Annotated in this window: 20 protein-coding genes and 1 riboswitch; of the genes, 13 read left to right on the top strand and 7 right to left on the bottom strand. The window is 42.7% G+C overall.

Going from position 1 to position 17,115, the window contains the following annotated elements:
• The first annotated feature begins 58 nt into the window (after positions 1-58).
• Together ACTNDS_RS11520 and ACTNDS_RS11525 are read left to right on the top strand one after the other, a co-directional pair.
• Positions 59-280, top strand: coding sequence for a hypothetical protein (locus tag ACTNDS_RS11520; protein WP_441035827.1), 222 nt, complete (start codon positions 59-61; stop codon positions 278-280).
• 114 nt (positions 281-394) lie between these two features.
• Positions 395-1,363: a biotin--[acetyl-CoA-carboxylase] ligase gene (locus ACTNDS_RS11525; protein WP_441035829.1), complete on the top strand. Its 969-nt coding sequence runs from the start codon at positions 395-397 to the stop codon at positions 1,361-1,363.
• 102 nt (positions 1,364-1,465) lie between these two features.
• Here ACTNDS_RS11525 and ACTNDS_RS11530 read toward each other — a convergent pair whose 3' ends face one another.
• The 3 genes from ACTNDS_RS11530 to ACTNDS_RS11540 form a co-directional block, all read right to left on the bottom strand.
• Positions 1,466-2,107, bottom strand: a complete 642-nt coding sequence (locus ACTNDS_RS11530; protein ID WP_441035831.1) for a hypothetical protein — start codon at positions 2,105-2,107, stop codon at positions 1,466-1,468.
• A gap of 73 nt (positions 2,108-2,180) precedes the next feature.
• Complete coding sequence (locus ACTNDS_RS11535; protein WP_441035832.1) at positions 2,181-2,675, bottom strand: hypothetical protein; 495 nt, start codon at positions 2,673-2,675, stop codon at positions 2,181-2,183.
• Positions 2,676-3,182 carry an RNA polymerase sigma factor gene (locus ACTNDS_RS11540; RefSeq protein WP_441035834.1) on the bottom strand — a complete coding sequence of 169 codons (507 nt, stop codon included), beginning with the start codon at positions 3,180-3,182 and terminating at the stop codon, positions 2,676-2,678.
• Between the two features lie 250 nt (positions 3,183-3,432).
• Here ACTNDS_RS11540 and ACTNDS_RS11545 point away from each other — a divergent pair, with 250 nt between their 5' ends.
• The gene (locus ACTNDS_RS11545) at positions 3,433-4,584 is read left to right on the top strand and encodes an alanyl-tRNA editing protein (RefSeq protein WP_441035836.1); all 1,152 of its coding nucleotides are present in this window, start codon (positions 3,433-3,435) and stop codon (positions 4,582-4,584) included.
• 105 nt (positions 4,585-4,689) lie between these two features.
• Entirely contained in the window at positions 4,690-5,559 is an 870-nt protein-coding gene (locus tag ACTNDS_RS11550; RefSeq protein WP_441035838.1) for an amidohydrolase family protein, read from the top strand.
• 54 nt (positions 5,560-5,613) lie between these two features.
• Here the strand turns inward: ACTNDS_RS11550 and ACTNDS_RS11555 are convergent, their stop codons facing one another.
• Together ACTNDS_RS11555 and ACTNDS_RS11560 are read right to left on the bottom strand one after the other, a co-directional pair.
• On the bottom strand, positions 5,614-6,792 hold the full coding sequence (locus tag ACTNDS_RS11555) for a hypothetical protein (RefSeq protein ID WP_441035840.1): 1,179 nt from the start codon (positions 6,790-6,792) through the stop codon (positions 5,614-5,616).
• Positions 6,793-6,871: 79 nt separating this feature from the next.
• Positions 6,872-7,069, bottom strand: a complete 198-nt coding sequence (locus tag ACTNDS_RS11560) for a hypothetical protein (RefSeq protein WP_441035842.1) — start codon at positions 7,067-7,069, stop codon at positions 6,872-6,874.
• A gap of 324 nt (positions 7,070-7,393) precedes the next feature.
• A riboswitch (THF riboswitch) is annotated at positions 7,394-7,498 on the top strand.
• An 88-nt stretch (positions 7,499-7,586) separates the two neighbouring features.
• On the opposite strand from ACTNDS_RS11560, the gene ACTNDS_RS11565 reads away from it, so the two are divergent.
• Positions 7,587-8,147: a folate family ECF transporter S component gene (locus tag ACTNDS_RS11565; protein WP_441035844.1), complete on the top strand. Its 561-nt coding sequence runs from the start codon at positions 7,587-7,589 to the stop codon at positions 8,145-8,147.
• Between the two features lie 278 nt (positions 8,148-8,425).
• On the opposite strand, the gene ACTNDS_RS11570 is transcribed toward ACTNDS_RS11565, so the two are convergent.
• Both ACTNDS_RS11570 and ACTNDS_RS11575 read right to left on the bottom strand, forming a co-directional pair.
• Positions 8,426-9,202: a GNAT family N-acetyltransferase gene (locus ACTNDS_RS11570; RefSeq protein ID WP_441035846.1), complete on the bottom strand. Its 777-nt coding sequence runs from the start codon at positions 9,200-9,202 to the stop codon at positions 8,426-8,428.
• A 219-nt stretch (positions 9,203-9,421) separates the two neighbouring features.
• Complete coding sequence (locus tag ACTNDS_RS11575) at positions 9,422-10,096, bottom strand: SGNH/GDSL hydrolase family protein (protein WP_441035848.1); 675 nt, start codon at positions 10,094-10,096, stop codon at positions 9,422-9,424.
• A 656-nt stretch (positions 10,097-10,752) separates the two neighbouring features.
• On the opposite strand from ACTNDS_RS11575, the gene ACTNDS_RS11580 reads away from it, so the two are divergent.
• From ACTNDS_RS11580 to atpC, 8 genes are all read left to right on the top strand, one after another.
• Entirely contained in the window at positions 10,753-11,415 is a 663-nt protein-coding gene (locus ACTNDS_RS11580; protein WP_441035850.1) for a F0F1 ATP synthase subunit A, read from the top strand.
• Positions 11,416-11,587: 172 nt separating this feature from the next.
• Entirely contained in the window at positions 11,588-11,806 is a 219-nt protein-coding gene (gene atpE, locus ACTNDS_RS11585; RefSeq protein ID WP_019160512.1) for an ATP synthase F0 subunit C, read from the top strand.
• A 39-nt stretch (positions 11,807-11,845) separates the two neighbouring features.
• A complete protein-coding gene (gene atpF, locus ACTNDS_RS11590) occupies positions 11,846-12,346 on the top strand; it encodes a F0F1 ATP synthase subunit B (protein WP_441035852.1) in 501 nt (166 codons plus the stop codon).
• Positions 12,327-12,830, top strand: a complete 504-nt coding sequence (gene atpH / locus ACTNDS_RS11595; RefSeq protein WP_441035854.1) for an ATP synthase F1 subunit delta — start codon at positions 12,327-12,329, stop codon at positions 12,828-12,830. The genes atpF and atpH overlap by 20 nt, the downstream gene beginning before the upstream one ends.
• A gap of 16 nt (positions 12,831-12,846) precedes the next feature.
• Positions 12,847-14,346 (top strand): F0F1 ATP synthase subunit alpha, encoded by a 1,500-nt coding sequence (gene atpA, locus ACTNDS_RS11600; RefSeq protein WP_441035894.1) that lies wholly within the window; start codon positions 12,847-12,849, stop codon positions 14,344-14,346.
• An 8-nt stretch (positions 14,347-14,354) separates the two neighbouring features.
• Positions 14,355-15,245: an ATP synthase F1 subunit gamma gene (gene atpG / locus ACTNDS_RS11605; RefSeq protein WP_441035855.1), complete on the top strand. Its 891-nt coding sequence runs from the start codon at positions 14,355-14,357 to the stop codon at positions 15,243-15,245.
• Positions 15,246-15,250: 5 nt separating this feature from the next.
• Positions 15,251-16,648 (top strand): F0F1 ATP synthase subunit beta, encoded by a 1,398-nt coding sequence (gene atpD / locus ACTNDS_RS11610; protein WP_008706999.1) that lies wholly within the window; start codon positions 15,251-15,253, stop codon positions 16,646-16,648.
• Between the two features lie 22 nt (positions 16,649-16,670).
• Positions 16,671-17,084 carry an ATP synthase F1 subunit epsilon gene (gene atpC, locus ACTNDS_RS11615; protein WP_441035858.1) on the top strand — a complete coding sequence of 138 codons (414 nt, stop codon included), beginning with the start codon at positions 16,671-16,673 and terminating at the stop codon, positions 17,082-17,084.
• Positions 17,085-17,115 lie beyond the last annotated feature (31 nt).

Raw genomic sequence — 17,115 nt, forward strand, 5'->3', positions numbered from 1 at the left:
GAAAAGAGAATATATGTTCGGAAAATATGTTCGATATAAGACTTAGGAGGGCAATGAGATGACAAATACAGCAAGCACCACACATAGAACAGGAAGAAAAGAAAGCCGCAAGCTTTCCAGAACAATGGCAGTAATTCTGGGACTGATCGTAACACTGGAGGTAATGATCGCCGGTGGGATGATCTTTAATATTGATTTTCACTCTGCTGATACGATTGCGGTGATCCTGGGATTTTTAGTTTTATATTCGGGAGTTGTTGCAGTACTGACTGATAATTGAGGTTGCTGTCCGGCATATTATGATGTAACATGTCATATATAATATTCATTCATGAAATAATGTACTCTCGGAATAAAGACTCCAAGAATACATAATATAGGTAAAGGGGAAAATATGACGGTAAAATCAAGATTGCTGGAAATGTTGGAGAAGTATAAAGGAGAAGTGATTTCCGGAGAGCGGATTGCAGGTGAGCTGGGCTGTACCAGGGCGGCAGTATGGAAAGCAGTGAAATTGCTCAGGGAGGACGGATATACCATAGAGGCAGGACCTAATAAGGGTTATATGCTGGCAAAGGATACAAATCGGTTGTCCCAGGAGGGAATCCGTCTGTTTCTGGATGATCCGGAGGTTAAAGTAGATATTTATGATGAGCTGGAATCTACAAACCAGACGGCCAAGAAAGAAGCGATGATAGGAAAGGCAGGACATGGAGCCTTTGTAATTGCCAGAAGTCAGACTGCGGGCAGAGGACGCAGAGGGCGGGAATTTTATTCCCCTGCAGATGCCGGGCTTTATATAAGTGTGATCCTGAAACCCCAGGGAACCCTACAGGACAGCTTACTGATCACAACAGCGGCAGCAGTGGCAGTCTACAGAGCCGTTGCGCAGATCTGTGGAATCCAGCTTGATATTAAATGGGTTAATGATCTGTTTTATAAAGGAAAGAAAGTCTGTGGAATCCTCACAGAGGCTGTCACAGATTTTGAAGGTGGAAATATTGAGTTTGTGGTAGTTGGTATAGGATTGAACCTCTACCTGGATCAGGAGAAACTGCCGCAGAAATTAAGAAGTATAGCTGGAGCTCTTTATGAGACAAAAGAAGATGCAGAACGGACAGACCGTAATCAATTGACAGCAATGATTGTGAACGAGCTGCGAAAAGAGACAGCAGATCTGAAACTATCTCCGGATTATGTGACACATAACATGATCCCGGGACATCAGATCACAATTACAGACGGAACCTCTTCCAGGCAGGCATTTGCGTTGGAGATATGCAGGGACGGAAGGCTGAAAGTACGGGAAGAGGATGGGCAGGAAACAATATTGTCTTTTGGGGAAGTTTCGGTGACTATATAGCTATATGGAAAATTGTATTGTTTTCCCAACTGCTATAAAAATGAGATTCAGATTTGCGGGTAATGTACAATCGCAAATCTGAATCTCATTTTGGGTTCAGGGTTAATTGGTACTGTTATCAGTATCCTTGAGCTCTTCGGAAATTTCTTCTTTTAATGATACAGGATGGCTGCTGGTGTCTGTTGTATCAGTAGTATTTGCAGAAGTTTCAACATTTTCTACATTTCTCATATCCTGCTGGTACGGACGATATGGTGTCCAGTAATGTTCTTCCTCATCGGAACTGTCATGGTGTTCTTCATCCAATGCATCCTTCTTGCGGGTGAGAATATAAATTCCTGCAAAAATGATAGTAGCTGCAATTACGAGCTGTGGCAGATGATATGTGAATCTACCGATAATATCAGCCAGATAGCCGGGTAAGATCATATAGAGGAAATCCATCAGGTTGTTCCACAGAATAGAAGCACCAAGGAAAATCAGCAGAATCGCGGTTAAATTTCTGTGATGTTTAAGCAGGGAACTGATATCTCCTGTCAGTTCATCCATATGAAGAACATAGGAATCTTCTATGGAATAAAACTCTTCCTCAGAAAGAGATTTCAGGTTGTGCACATTAAAGAAACTGTAGAACCAGATGATCGGGATCAGAAACACAAGCCAGTCCATTCCGGTACATGCTCCAATGGCAAAGACACCCCAGAATAAGAACATAATACTGATACCCTGTTTTTTGAATCCCATATACATTTCTCCTGCGCCTGGAATCAGGGAAAAGATAAAAAGCCAGAATCCATGTTTTTGTTTTTGCATACTTTTATTTGCCTCCATTCATTAATTTGCTGGAAAAATCACTGATATATTTTATAAAAGAACTGGTGCCATCACCAATGTTCTGGCCAAGTTCTCTGGTGAACTGGTAGAGCCTGCCGTCTTCATGTTCGGGCAATGTTTTGTTTATCTGAGAGGAAGTATCCTGATGTAAGGAAGTGAAATCCAGGTTGGGGATACTGAATAAAAGCAGCAGGGCAACTATCACACCGGCAGCAGTCTGAAGACTGTAATGGAGCAGCTGCATTTTGCGGGATGCTTTATTTGCTGCCCGGGCAAGCTGTACTTCACCGGAGTCTGCTTTGGTCAGAATCTGTTCTATCAGATAGGAAGGAGCAGTATCAGTACTGCTGTCTTCCTGTTCCATCATCTGATCCAGACAGAAATCGCAGTGATCAAGATGTGACAGAAATTCAATGACTTCCTGTGTGTTCATATTTCCGTTGTCAAATTCTATTAAATCCTTCTTATCAATATGCATCTAATCACCCCTTTCAAGCATATTTTTCAGCATTGCCCTTGCTCGATAGAGCTGTGTCTGAACTGTTTTCGGATTTTTTCCTGTCTGTTGTGCAATTTCAGGTACTGACAGTTCCCTGCAGAAATGTGCGTAAGCGACTTCTTTGTAGGGACTTTTCAGCTGCATGCACAATGCTTCTACATGAGTATTGGATGCAGCTTTCATGTATTCATCCTCGGGAGAGGATTGCCGGTCCGGAATCTGGGAAAAGTAGGTGTCTTCTGTTGGAATACTTCGCCGCCCGGCAGCTTTCAGATAGTCCAGGCATTTTCGGATAGCAATCTTGCTTAGCCAGGCTTTTTCATAAGTGCCGTCAAAACGGGACAGGTTTTTATAGGCAGACAGAAATACTTCCTGAGTAAGATCTTCGGCATCAAATGGATTGCCGATAGATTTCAGGCAGATCGAATATATTAAGTTCTGGTATTGCTTAATCAGATATTCCAGATATTGCTTTTCTGTGATCATTACTGTCTCCTTTGTCCCTATTCATTTAATTATAACGCAGAAGAGGGAGGAATGGATTCATATCTTAGAAAAGTTTTAAAGAAACTATAATGGATGTAATGTTACTGAGGACGGTGTGAATAATAACGATGTGCTTGCATGATTAATATCTTCTATAGATAGTCTTGATAAGTAGATAGTTTTGCTCTATACTTGAGGACAAATGAGAGTACATACTCTAAGATAGTCCGTAAAAGGAGAATAACAAACAATGACAGAGACAAGACGTTTATATTATGAAGATGTATATAAAAAAGAATTCACAGCAACCGTTGTAGAGTGCAGAGAGCGGAAAAAAGGCTACGCAGTGATCCTGGATGAGAGTGCTTTCTATCCGGAAGGCGGCGGTCAGCCGAGTGATGTAGGAACTCTGGGTGATGCGAATGTAACAGAGGTTCATGAGAAGGATGGTGAATTGCTCCATTATACGGACAAGGCTCTGGAAGTGGGTGTGAAGGTTGAAGGAAAGATTGACTGGGCACGTCGTTTTGATCTGATGCAGCAGCATTCGGGGGAGCATATGGTCAGTGGTATTATCCATGCAAAGTATGGTTATGATAATGTAGGTTTCCATATGGGAGGTGATGTGATCACTGTAGATCTGAATGGTATGCTGGATGAAGCTCAGCTGGCAGAAATCGAGCAGGAAGTGAATGAGAGAGTCTGGGAAGATAAAGAAGTACAGATCACTTATCCGACTGCAGAGGAACTTCAGGCTCTGGATTACAGAAGCAAGAAAGAACTGACCGGACAGGTTCGTATCGTGACTTTCCCGGGAGTGGACGTATGTGCATGTTGTGGAACTCATGTAACTCATACAGGGGAGATTGGAATGGTGAAACTTCTCTCTGTAGTGAAGTTCCGTGATGGTATCCGTATGGAGATGATCTGCGGTAAACGTGTTCTGGATTATCTGAATATGGTAAATGAGCAGAACCACCAGATTTCCGTAAAGCTTTCTGCAAAGATGGAAAAGACAGCACATGCAGTACAGCGTCTGCAGGATGAGAACTTCCGCCTGAAAGGACAGGCAGCCCGTATGGAGGAAGAAATGTTCCAGGCAGAGGCAAAGAAGTGGGAAGGTGCAGGAAGTGTCCTGATCTTCAAAGAGGGACTGGAAGCAGATTCTGTACGTAAACTTGCAGATGCAGTGATGAACACCTGCCAGGGATGCTGCGCAGTATTTTCCAAAAATGAAGATGGAAGCTATAAATATGCAATGGGTGAGATTGACGGAGATCTTCGCCAGTATACAAAAGAAATGAATGCTGCATTAAATGGAAGGGGCGGCGGAAAGCCATTCTTTGTGCAGGGGTCTGTACAGGCAACAGAGATGGAAATCCGTAATTTCTTTGAGAAATAGTTTAGGAGCTGAGCAGTCTGTATGCAGATAATATGTGATGCAATATGTTTCTGCATAGGGCGTGTGGATAGCAGGATAAAAGGTATAAATCAGAGGAAAAGAGCAATGTTTGGAGAATGTCATGCGCATATAATTATGGATGGTGTGAATTACCGTCAGGCAATTGATATGCATAAGAATGGTCCGGATGACCAGATAATAAGAGAGCATCTGAAAGCTTATCAGGACAGAGATATTACTTTTGTACGTGATGGTGGCGATGCACTGGGCGTTTCCGCGAGAGCGAAAGAACTTGCGCCGGAATACGGTATTGATTACCGGACTCCTGTATTTGCAATCCACAAAGAGGGACACTATGGTTCCATTGTTGGAAAAAGCTTTGCAACAATGCGGGAATTTCATGGTCGTGTGCTTGAGGCGATAAATGCAGGTGCGGATTTTATTAAGATCATGACTACAGGAATCATGGATTTCAATGCACACGGAGCTGTCACGGGAACACCGCTGGATGCGGCTGAAGTGAAAGAGATGGTACATATTGCACATGAAGAGGGTATGGCCGTGATGTCTCATACTAACGGGGACTATGGTGTTCAGGCAGCAGTGGAAGTCGGTGCGGACAGTCTGGAGCATGGGAACTACATGAATGAAGAAAGTCTTAACATGCTGGCAGAGAGTGATACAGTATGGGTTCCGACGCTGGTCACAGTGCGTAATCTTCTGGGTGACGGGCGTTATGCGGATGAAACGCTGAAGCCGATCATAGAATTTGCAGAAGAGAATGTCAGAAAGGCATTTAAACTTGGAGTAAAGGTTGCTCCGGGCAGTGACGCAGGGGCTTACCGGGTTTTTCATGGAAAAGGAATTCAGGATGAAATGAAAGCGTTTACAGAAATTCTGGAAGAAAGTGATATTGTCTGTCACTGGCTTTCAGATGGTGAATCAGAAATTAAAAAGAAATTTATCAGACGGTAATAACAAAAGCAGTTCATTCTACAGCGTACAAACTGTAAATGGACTGCTTTTGGCTTATGCATACTGAATCTTGACTGCAGTATAAATATTAGAAGATTTTGATTTAGACGGATGGAAAGTAACACATACATAGTCGCCGTATTCCACACCGCTTTCAGTAAGATCCTGAGCGTTTTCAATGCGGAAAGTGTCGACTGCACCATCGTCGGTCTGAACGGTGATCGTATTAGCGGTGCTTCCGATGATAGTTCCGGTTGCTGTAAAGGAAATATGTTTATCATCGATTCCGGCAGGATTTTCTCCGGTTACGGCAATGATACGAATGCCCTCCAGAGTGTCCTCTTCCAGATTTCCAATATAAGTCACATTTGCATGAGAACCGGGAGCAATTCCGCCCTCAAAATAAGCGGGAATTGCAGACATATCAATGCTTAGCGGAGTATCACTGCCAGCAGGAAGAACCTGAAGAATATTCAGATTTACTGCCTGGATGGTTACCAGAAACTGTTTCTCACGGTTCGCAATCTGCTCCGGTGTCAGTGTAACTGTCGGTTCAGGTGTAGGTGTCGGATCCGGAATCTGCAGGTCTTTCAGGTCGGAAATACTCAGGACTTTCAGATGACTAGCGTTTAAAGACGCAGAGGAATCATCAGAAGTATCCGAAAATTCACCTTTAAAGGTAAGGTAGACCCAGTCGCCGGATTTGATGCCGTTCTGATAATATTGTTTCGTTCCGGTGATCGGGTAAGTAGCAGTTTTGCCTTTTTTATTTTTTATGGTGATCGTATTGGAGGTCAGAGATATGACCTGCCCGTGAGCATTACGTTTCTTCAGTTTGTTCTTCTTGTGGAATTCATCCACTACTTTCAGAACACGAACACTGCTTGTATCTGTATTGGAGAGCTGTCCTTCATAAATAATACTGATCTCATCACCGGTGATCATTCCGCCTTTACACTCCAGTGTGGCGTTGGAAACATTGAATACATAAGATGCATCGTCTGTATTCAGGATGAGCTGGCTTCCGGAAAAATCCTGTAGAGTACCGGAAATCTCATCCATATAAACGCGGTCTTTGGATTCGGTTGTAGTGGTGGTATCAGTTGAAGAAGCGATTTCCCGGGCAGAAGTATCTCCGGTAGATGTAAATTGTTCCAGTACAGTTCCAGGGCTGCAGCCGGTCACAGAGAAAGTGAGAACGGTACAGACACATGCAGCAAGCAGTTTTTTCATAGTAAAGACAGGACCTCCGATAAATCATTCGTTTGAGCATTATTCCTGCCAGGTGCAGTGCAATGATCTCAAAACATAATTATTTATGAGAAGAGATATCATCTTCAGGCGGATCTGGGATAAAGTCAAAAATTTTCCGGTAATTTTCCCATTCGTCATTGTCTTTGGCAGGAGTACATATCAGGCCGGTACATTCCGTACAGGCGTTGGTATTCAGGTAATTATCATAACATACATTGTAAGGATTTTGGCAGCTATTTTTACGCTTTTCTGACATTTTTTTACCTCCATGATTATAGCAGATGTGATCCATCTGTCTGTATAATGGATAGTATTAGTATATGCGGTTATTTTATGTGAGTTTTTTGTCCGCTGTTTAAGGAAAACTGCGAAAGAGTTATTGGGTTATGGAGAAGTAGTAAAACGGATTACGAATATCTGACAGAACTGATAAGATTCTGGGAAGTGTGCTGCTGTGAGCAGACAGTAACTGGTTTTCGTGAAATATGTACAATAAACAGACTATAAATTTGACAAAATAATAACGAAAAATATATTGAAATTTCTATGGATTGTGATATAATTTCGATAAATAAATAATAGCGAAGTAGGATTTTATGCGTCAAGTGTTCACAGGCTGGGGAGTCGCCGTGAAACGAAAAGCAGAAAGCGTGCTGCTTACGATATGATTTCCGCACCCGTTGCTACATATGAGGACATCTCATAATGTGGAGGGATTATTATTTATGGTAACTACTCTATTTTTTAAACACATTTATGGAGGTGTTTTTATTATGCAGAAAAAACAATATTGGAATGTAAAAACATTGGTGTTCATGGCTCTTCTGATCGCCATGCATCTGGTACTCACACGAGTTCTGGTTATTGACCTTGGTGCGTATCGTATTTCAGTAGGAAGTGTAACTACAATTCTTGCAGGTCTGTGGCTTGGTCCGGTAGCCGGTGGTGTCTGTGGTTTATGCGCGGATGTTATCGGATGCTTTATGAAAGGATATGCAGTAAATCCATTTATCACAGTTGCTGCTATGCTTTATGGCATTCTTCCTGCTCTGTTAAAACCGTTATTTGTAAACAGAAAAAAAGTAGGAAAAACAGTTGGTATCTGTGTATCTATCGTAGTAACATCTGCTATCAGTTCTCTGGTACTTACCACAGCAGGACTTGTGATTATGCTTGGATATAACTTCTATGCAATCATGCCGGGAAGACTGGTACAGTTTGCAATTTTAATTCCAGTTTACTGTGTACTGACCTGCCTGCTGTATTTCAGCCCGCTGACAGCAATGGTTGTTGAGAATGCGGCACCTGCAGTGCTGAAGAACAAAACCGTATAATTGAGATAGAATTAAGACTTGAATAATGGACTGATAAGATAGTTAAGAAAACATGGTTTTGCGCGGACTATGTTAACTACATATCAATCGATTCCCCGAAAAAGAAGAAAGTTATGATATAAAAAGACAGACTCATTGTAAAGTAAAATATGAAGTACTTTACAGTGAGTCTGTTTTTATTATATTCTGAAACTTAATCAAATCAAGTAAATCTTCTGCTTCAATTGTGAAAAGCAATGAACAGTGGGCGGGGACATGCCTGCCATGATCAGAGCATTTTATTTTTCTGGTGGATAGTTACCGTTCTCATCCGGCTGTACACGGAACCAGTAAGTATAAAGCTGGTTGAATCCGAGCGATTTGTACAGTGCACGGGCATTGTCATTTCCCTCTACAACCTGAAGGTATGCATTCTGCGCACCTTTCTTTATCCCTTCTTTCAGAAGTCCGGTACAGATCTGGCGTGCATAGCCGTGTTTGCGATATTCTTCTTTTACATGGATGGCATAGATCCCGATGTAATCTCTGTCCAGAATGCCGAGTCCGGTTGCAATGATCTGGCCGTCCATACGGATGTAGGCGCAGATAGTTTCTTTGAGGATCGCCTGATACATGGATGGAACGACTTTGCGGTGAACGGGGTTGGTAGTGTTCTTTAAGCGAAACAGACTTTCAATCCATTCAGATGGAATGTTATCGTAGAACGTTACGTCCGGATACGGAGCGTCCAGACGCGCGGCATTCATGCTCATCGCCATGACATTGGTGGTATGCTGGATGGCATATCCACGGTTCTCCAGAACATAATCAAAGTCAGGAGAAACAAGAGGGCTGATCTTAAATACAGCCGGTGTTCCCAGGCGTTTATATACGCTTTCGCAGTATGGGATTTTCTCTCTCCATGTAAGAGTAGAATTGCCGAATTGCTCTACGCTATTGGTTCTGTGTGTATAAAAATAAGAAAATCTCAGGATCCAGCCGTCATACAGTTCCATCTTGTGAGACGGCCAGGCGTTCAGAGACATATCTTCAATCTGTTTAATTGTAGTTTCCATAATATAAGGAAGACTCCTTTCAATATGAGTCCACAAATGCATGTTTATGCATGAAGATGCCATCACGGTTCTCTGTTATAGAAAACTTACAGAAATCCACAGGCATGCAAAAGTGTCTTTTTAGAATTATACAGAGTTTAGAAACGATGTGCAAGAAAACTTTCGTTTATTATAATATTCGTTATGAAGCACTTTGCCGGGCGTGAAGTGAACAATCATTTATCCGGCGATTGTCTCCAGAACGAGGGGATATAATTTACGGGCAAGCAATTCATGTCCATGGGCGGTAAGATGAATGCCGTCTATAGTAATTGCATCAAATCCCTGTTCAGCTGCTATTTTATTCAGATCATCATGCAGTGGCACAAATGGCAGCCGGTATTTTGCAGCAAGATTCTGGATAAGGTCAGACATGGTACGAACATGTGGAATCCATGTCTGATATTCTTCCGGATGCGGAAAGATAAATGGCTCCATAAGGATTACCTGTCTGGCATCTGCAATGAGCAGCTTCAGCAATTCATCGTAATGCTCAGAGAATTCTTCCATCATTTGTTTCTGCTGAGAAGCAGTGCGGTTTGTATTCATCATCAGCCCGATATCATTAATGCCGATCAGCAGCGTTACAACAGGAGAACGGTGCAGGGAAATCCGGTGCTGGCGGATATTGTCCAGGACTCTTGATATGGTGAAGCCATCGAATCCGTAGTTTTTAATTTGTACTGTATTTGATAAAAACGATCTGGAGTTGTCAGAATATGAATCTGGCCGTCTGCCGGGAATTTCTTTCTGAAACATTTCTGCAAGCATCTGCACATATCCATTCCCCAGAGGAAAATCATCGAGTAAATGACCGCAGTCGGTAATGCTGTCTCCAAGACAAATGATCTGCATAGTATAACTCCCTTTTATATTTTTTATATAATAGTGAATGCTGATCTAAATAAATGCTGATATAAATAAATGGTATTACCAATCTATAAATTGGTAAGTGACGTAATATAAAATTTATATAAAAACTATATAAAATAATATCATCGCTTCACAGTTCAGTCAACGAAAAACAGCCTTTTTCCGTGAAAATGCACTATTGTAATTGAGAAAAAAAGTAAAATTAAAAAAAGAAATGGTTACAATGCACAAAAAAACAATCTTTTTTTGTCTAAAACAGTCAAAATGATTGTTGACTTTTTAACAGATTCGAATATAATAATCTCAAAATCTTGAATCGCTGAAAGAATTTATGAAACTTTTAGAAAGATTTTATATTTCTCACGGATCATATATATGGTCAGGAGCTTTCAGACTTTCGACTAAACTAAGACATCTGAGACAGACAGCAGGTAAGGACATCACATACGGGCTTCAGGAAGAGACATCTAAGGCAGGCAGCAGGTAAAGACAGCAGGGACAGACTTCAGGAAGAGGCATCTAAGACGGACACCGGGGAAAGACATCTGAGACGGACATGATAAGAGAGTGCGAATGTCTTTCAGCGATTCAAATAGAAAAAGGAGGGAAAAGAAACGGGTAATTTAGCAAGCACGTTAATGGAAGAACTTCAATGTAAGACAGTTTTTACCATACCAGTGTTTGGAGGAATACCGATTGCAGAATCAGTAGCAGTGACATGGATCATCATGGCAGTGCTTTTAATTTTGTCATTGGTGCTCGTAAGAAACCTGAGTGTGGAGAATCCCGGTAAAAAACAGCTTCTCCTGGAAGCAGGCGTCGGTTTTCTTCATGATTTCTTTAAGGATATCCTTGGAGAAGAGGGAAAAATGTATATTCCCTATCTGATGACGGTTGTCATTTACATTGGAATAGCAAACATTTTCGGTGTGTTTGGATTTGTACCGCCTACAAAGGATTTGAACTGTACCATCGGTCTGGCAATTACAAGTATTTTCCTGATCGAGTATGCAGGATTTCACAAGAAAGGTCTGAAAGGTTTTCTTAAGAGCTTCGCAGAGCCGTCACCGGTTATGTTGCCAATCAATATTCTTGAGATCGCCATTCGTCCGACATCACTTTGTATGCGACTTTTTGGTAATGTATTAGGAAGCTATGTGGTCATGAAACTCCTCGAGTTTATATGCCCGGCGATTCTTCCTATCCCATTCAGCCTGTACTTTGATTTCTTTGACGGATTCATCCAGGCTTATGTATTTGTATTCCTGACTTCACTGTTCATTAAGGAAGCCATCGAATAAATAAGAATTACTGTTTATCTGTTTTTACATAAATTCAAATTACATAAACAACGACAGAAAAAAACAGTGATAAACTGTTATCCGCAATCGCGATATAGAAGAGGATAGCAGTTCACAAAAAGAAATTTGTAATATTTAGTTTATTCTAGTTGAACAACAGGAGGAAAAAGTTATGTTAGTAGCTATCGGAGCAGCAATCGCAGTTATGACAGGTATTGGAGCAGGTATTGGTATTGGTATGGCAACATCCAAAGCAGTAGAAGCAATCGCAAGACAGCCGGAAGCAGAAAGCAAGATCAGCAAAGCACTTCTTTTAGGATGCGCCCTTGCCGAGGCAACAGCTATTTACGGTTTCGTTATCGGTCTTCTGATCGTTATCATGCTTGGCTAATTGATGGATAAAGAATAAGTAGAAAGGCAGGTGGGACCGGTGATTGAAATTAATATCAACGTGGTCTTTACGATTATCAACCTGATTGTTCTTTATCTTTTAATGAAAAAGTTCTTATTTGGTCCGATCCTCAATGTGATGGAGCAGAGAAAAAACATGATCGACCAGCAGTTCGCAAGTGCCAAAGATACAGAAGAACAGGCATATGAACTGAAAGGTAAATATGAAGATGCACTGAAATCTGCGAAAGACGAATCCATGCGTATTGTAAATGCAGCAAAGGATGAGGCAAAAGTACAGGCTGAGCGTATTGTAAAAGATGCAAATACACAGGCCGGCGCAATGCTTGACAAAGCAAAGGCAGATATTAAGACAGAGCAGGAAAATGCTATGAAAGCTATGGAAAGCAGAGTGGCAGAGATCGCGCTGGATGCAGCCTCAAAGATCATGGGAGAGAAAAACAGCAGTCAGCAGGATTTGTCCCTTTATGACCAGTTTATAAAAGAGGCAGGTGATTCCAATGACGGAAACAAGCATTAATTATGCAAAAGCATTATATGAGCTTTCTGTCCCGGAAGAAGCTGTTTTGGAGACAGAAAAGATTTTCAGGAGTACCCCACAGTTAAAGGGGGCTCTTGAGAATCCGCTGGTTTCTTTAAAAGAAAAAGAACATGTAATTGACAGAGTCTTCCCACAGGAGATGAAAAATTTCCTGAAGGTGACCTGTAAATATCAGAAAATCAGCAGCATTTATGATATCCTGGAAGCATATGGCGATTACAGCCGCAAGCAGAAAGGTATCCTGAAAGCTGTTCTCACATATGTAACAAAACCGGAAGAAGCCCAGAAAGAGAAGATGGAAGATTTCCTTCGCAGGGAATTCGGAGCAAAGGAAGTAATCCTTACTCTCAGAGAAGACAAATTTTTGATCGGAGGCTTCATTCTTTCTGCCGGAGACAAAGAGTTCGACTGGAGTCTCCGCGGACGTTATAACAATTTAAGACAGAAATTGACACGGAGGTGAATAAAAGTTGGCTGCAATGAATCCAGATGAAATCATTTCGATTCTGAAAGAAGAAATTGAGAATTATGACGAAATCAGCAAGGACCAGGAAGTAGGAACAGTCATCTCCGTCGGAGATGGTATCGCCACGGTACACGGCATTGATCATGCGATGTACGGCGAGGTTGTAACCTTTGAGAATGGTCTGAAAGGTATGGTACAGGATATCCGTGCAAACAGCATCGGATGTATCCTGTTCGGTAAAGATACAGGAATCAAAGAAGGAACAAAGGTGGCAAGAACCCAGAAACAGGCAGGTGTGCCTGTAGGTGACGCTTTTATCGGAAGGATTGTAAATGCTCTGGGAGCACCGATCGATGGTAAAGGCGAGATTAAGGCAGACGGGTATCGTCCTGTAGAGAATCCGGCACCTGGGATCATTGAGAGAAAATCTGTAACAGTTCCGCTGGAAACAGGTATTCTTTCCATTGATTCCATGTTCCCGATTGGCCGTGGCCAGCGTGAGCTGATTATCGGTGACAGACAGACAGGTAAGACTTCCGTTGCACTGGATACCATTCTGAACCAGAAAGGCAAAGATGTAATCTGTATCTATGTTGCAATCGGACAGAAAGCTTCCACAGTAGCTAAGATCGTATCTACTCTGGAGAAACACGGTGCTATGGATTATACAACAGTATTTTCCTCCACAGCCAGTGACTGTGCGCCGCTTCAGTATATTGTTCCTTATGCAGGTACTGCACTTGCTGAGTACTTTATGCATAAAGGAAAAGATGTATTAATGGTTTATGATGATTTATCCAAGCATGCAGTTGCATACCGTGCACTGTCATTGCTTCTGGAACGTTCACCGGGACGTGAGGCTTATCCTGGAGATGTATTCTATCTCCATTCCAGATTACTGGAGCGTTCCAGCCGTCTGAATGAAAAGGCCGGCGGTGGTTCTATCACTGCACTTCCTATCATTGAGACACAGGCAGGTGACCTTTCCGCATATATTCCTACAAACGTTATTTCCATCACAGATGGTCAGATTTTCCTGGAGAGTGACCTGTTTAACTCCGGTATGCGTCCGGCGGTTAACGTAGGTCTTTCCGTATCCCGAGTTGGTGGTGCTGCACAGGCAAAAGCCATGAAGAAAGCAGCAGGAAGTGTCCGTATCGATCTGGCTCAGTATCGTGAGATGGAAATCTTTACACAGTTCAGTTCTGATCTGGACGAGGCTACAACTCAGCAGTTGAAATACGGAAGCGGACTTATGGAACTTCTGAAACAGCCGCTTTCAAGCCCCTTAAGTCTTCATGAGCAGGTTATCACTCTTTGTGCGGCAACACACAAGGCAATGATGCACGTGGAAACCAAGAAGATGAAGAAGTATCAGAGAGATATGCTGGACTACTTTGACAGTGCTTATCCGGAAATCGGAAGAGAGATCGAGGAGAAGAGACAGCTTCCGGATGAACTGGCAGAAAAGATCGTGAAAGTGGCAGAAGAATTTGCAGATAAGAGCAGGTAGGTGTTGATATGGGCAGTACGAAAGAGATTCAGACTCGAATGAAAAGCATTCAGGACACCATGAAGATCACCAATGCCATGTATATGATTTCTTCATCCAAGATGCAGAAGGCCAAAAGAATCCTGTCCGATACAGAACCGTATTACTATAATATGCAGGCAGCAATTTCCCGAATCCTGCGTCATATGACGGATACAGAGCATCCTTTTTTCAGTATCCGTCATAAGATCGCAGAGGAAGACCGTAAGATCGGCTGTATCGTAGTTACCGGTGATAAAGGTATGGCAGGTGCCTATAACCATAATATCCAGAAAATGACAGAACAGTTTATGGCAGAGCATGAGCACTGCAAGCTTTATGTGCTGGGTATGGTAGGCCGTCAGTATTTCACGAAGAAACATATGGATATCGCAGAGAACTTTCCATATACAGTACAGAAACCGACCATGCACAGAGCGCGTCTGATCTCAGAGGAGATTACCAGAGCGTTCCTGGACAGAGAACTGGACGAAGTACGTATTTTCTATACGGAGATGCAGAGTGCAGTTGCCATGGAGCCGGTGAATATGCAGCTTCTTCCATTGAAGAAGGCAGAGTTCCTGCCAAATCAGGCAATGCTTGCGGACATGCCACAGGAGGAAATCGTGCTGTCACCATCAGCCGATGTACTTCTGAATACCATGATCCCAAATTACCTGACCGGTCTGATCTATGGATGTCTTGTAGAAGCGTATGCCAGTGAAAATAATGCCAGAATGATGGCAATGCAGTCCTCTACGGACAGTGCAAAGAAGATGCTCAGGGAGTTATCCATTGAGTACAACCGTGCGCGTCAGGCTGCCATCACACAGGAAATCACTGAGATTGTCAGCGGTGCAAAAGCACAAAAAAGGAAGTGACGACGATGAACAAAGGTAAAATTGTACAGGTTATGGGACCTGTTGTAGACGTTGTTTTTGAAGATGGAAATCTTCCTGAGATTAAGGATGCCCTTGAGGTAGAGAACAACGGTAAAAGATGTGTAATGGAAGTTTCCCATCATCTGGGAAACAATATGGTACGCTGCATTATGCTGAGCGCAAGCGAAGGCTTACAGCGAGACAGAGAAGTCATCGCCACAGGAAGCGGCATTAAGGTTCCTGTAGGTGATAAGACACTGGGACGTTTATTTAACGTACTTGGTGATACAGTAGATGACGGTCCTTCCCTTGAGGGAGAACAGAAATGGGTCATCCACAGAGATCCGCCGGATTTCGAACATCAGAAACCGGCTGTAGAAATCCTGGAAACAGGTATTAAGGTTATCGACCTTCTTGCACCATATGCAAAAGGTGGTAAGATCGGTCTGTTCGGTGGTGCCGGTGTTGGTAAGACAGTCCTGATTCAGGAGCTGATCCAGAACATTGCCACAGAGCATGGCGGATATTCCATTTTCACAGGTGTTGGAGAGCGTTCCCGTGAAGGTAACGACTTATGGTCAGAAATGAAAGAGTCCGGTGTTCTTGAAAAAACAGCCTTAGTGTTCGGACAGATGAACGAGCCACCGGGATCCCGTATGCGTGTTGCTGAAACCGGACTGACAATGGCTGAGTACTTCAGAGATGAGGAACACAGAGATGTGCTTCTTTTCATTGATAATATTTTCCGTTTTGTACAGGCTGGTTCCGAGGTTTCCGCCCTTCTTGGACGTATGCCTTCAGCCGTAGGTTATCAGCCAACACTGGCTACTGAGATGGGTGAACTTCAGGAACGTATCGCTTCTACTAAGGATGGTTCTGTAACATCTGTACAGGCTGTCTATGTACCTGCCGATGACCTGACTGACCCGGCTCCTGCAACTACATTTGCTCATCTGGATGCAACAACCGTTCTTTCCAGAAAGATCGTAGAGCAGGGTATTTATCCGGCCGTTGACCCGTTGGAATCTACTTCCCGTATCCTGGAGCCGGATGTTGTAGGTGAAGAACATTATGAAGTAGCACGTAAAGTACAGGAAATCCTTCAGAAATATAAAGAACTTCAGGACATCATTGCTATTCTTGGTATGGAAGAGCTTTCTGAAGAGGATAAGAGCACTGTATTCCGTGCAAGAAAGATCCAGAAGTTCCTTTCCCAGCCATTCCATGTAGCTGAGAACTTCACAGGTATCAAGGGTAAATATGTTCCTCTGAAAGAAACCATCCGTGGATTCAAGGCAATCGTTGATGGTGAGATGGATCAGTATCCGGAAAATGCTTTCTTCAATGTTGGTACAATTGAGGATGTCATCGAGAAAGCAAAAACTGAGATGGGTCAGGAGTAATTGCTGAGAGGGAGTACTTGATATGGCAGACACATTTGGTCTTGAGATTTATGCCAGTAATAAGCTGGCGTTTGCAGGACGTGCCAAAACTCTGACAATTCCGGCTGTTGACGGAGAGCAGGCTTTTCTGGCACAGCATGAGAATATTGTTGCGGCTATTATTCCGGGCGAGATGCGTTTCGAGGAAGCAGATGGTACGAAACATGTTCTGGCAGTGAGCAGTGGTTTTGTAGAGATGATCAATAACCGTGCAAAAGTATTCTGCTTAACTGCAGAGAGCCCGGAGGAGATTGATATCCGCCGTGCGCAGGAAGCGAAAGAAAGAGCTGAGGAGCAGATGAGACAGAAGCAGAGTATTCAGGAGTATCATATGAATCAGCTGGCTTTGTCGAGAGCTATGGCACGACTTAGGGTTACGAGTCATAAAGAGATATAAGTACATTTTTGATAAATGGTACGAAAACCCC

This window comes from Blautia sp. HCP3S3_C12 (genome assembly GCF_052064155.1).
Taxonomy (GTDB): domain Bacteria; phylum Bacillota; class Clostridia; order Lachnospirales; family Lachnospiraceae; genus Blautia_A.

Coding starts and splice junctions, on each gene's coding strand:
- ACTNDS_RS11520 (WP_441035827.1), top strand. CDS start 59: ATGACAAATACAGCAAGCACCACACATAGAACAGGAAGAAAAGAAAGC.
- ACTNDS_RS11525 (WP_441035829.1), top strand. CDS start 395: ATGACGGTAAAATCAAGATTGCTGGAAATGTTGGAGAAGTATAAAGGA.
- ACTNDS_RS11530 (WP_441035831.1), bottom strand. CDS start 2,107: ATGGGATTCAAAAAACAGGGTATCAGTATTATGTTCTTATTCTGGGGT.
- ACTNDS_RS11535 (WP_441035832.1), bottom strand. CDS start 2,675: ATGCATATTGATAAGAAGGATTTAATAGAATTTGACAACGGAAATATG.
- ACTNDS_RS11540 (WP_441035834.1), bottom strand. CDS start 3,182: ATGATCACAGAAAAGCAATATCTGGAATATCTGATTAAGCAATACCAG.
- ACTNDS_RS11545 (WP_441035836.1), top strand. CDS start 3,433: ATGACAGAGACAAGACGTTTATATTATGAAGATGTATATAAAAAAGAA.
- ACTNDS_RS11550 (WP_441035838.1), top strand. CDS start 4,690: ATGTTTGGAGAATGTCATGCGCATATAATTATGGATGGTGTGAATTAC.
- ACTNDS_RS11555 (WP_441035840.1), bottom strand. CDS start 6,792: ATGAAAAAACTGCTTGCTGCATGTGTCTGTACCGTTCTCACTTTCTCT.
- ACTNDS_RS11560 (WP_441035842.1), bottom strand. CDS start 7,069: ATGTCAGAAAAGCGTAAAAATAGCTGCCAAAATCCTTACAATGTATGT.
- ACTNDS_RS11565 (WP_441035844.1), top strand. CDS start 7,587: ATGCAGAAAAAACAATATTGGAATGTAAAAACATTGGTGTTCATGGCT.
- ACTNDS_RS11570 (WP_441035846.1), bottom strand. CDS start 9,202: ATGGAAACTACAATTAAACAGATTGAAGATATGTCTCTGAACGCCTGG.
- ACTNDS_RS11575 (WP_441035848.1), bottom strand. CDS start 10,096: ATGCAGATCATTTGTCTTGGAGACAGCATTACCGACTGCGGTCATTTA.
- ACTNDS_RS11580 (WP_441035850.1), top strand. CDS start 10,753: ATGGAAGAACTTCAATGTAAGACAGTTTTTACCATACCAGTGTTTGGA.
- atpE (WP_019160512.1), top strand. CDS start 11,588: ATGTTAGTAGCTATCGGAGCAGCAATCGCAGTTATGACAGGTATTGGA.
- atpH (WP_441035854.1), top strand. CDS start 12,327: ATGACGGAAACAAGCATTAATTATGCAAAAGCATTATATGAGCTTTCT.
- atpA (WP_441035894.1), top strand. CDS start 12,847: ATGAATCCAGATGAAATCATTTCGATTCTGAAAGAAGAAATTGAGAAT.
- atpG (WP_441035855.1), top strand. CDS start 14,355: ATGGGCAGTACGAAAGAGATTCAGACTCGAATGAAAAGCATTCAGGAC.
- atpD (WP_008706999.1), top strand. CDS start 15,251: ATGAACAAAGGTAAAATTGTACAGGTTATGGGACCTGTTGTAGACGTT.
- atpC (WP_441035858.1), top strand. CDS start 16,671: ATGGCAGACACATTTGGTCTTGAGATTTATGCCAGTAATAAGCTGGCG.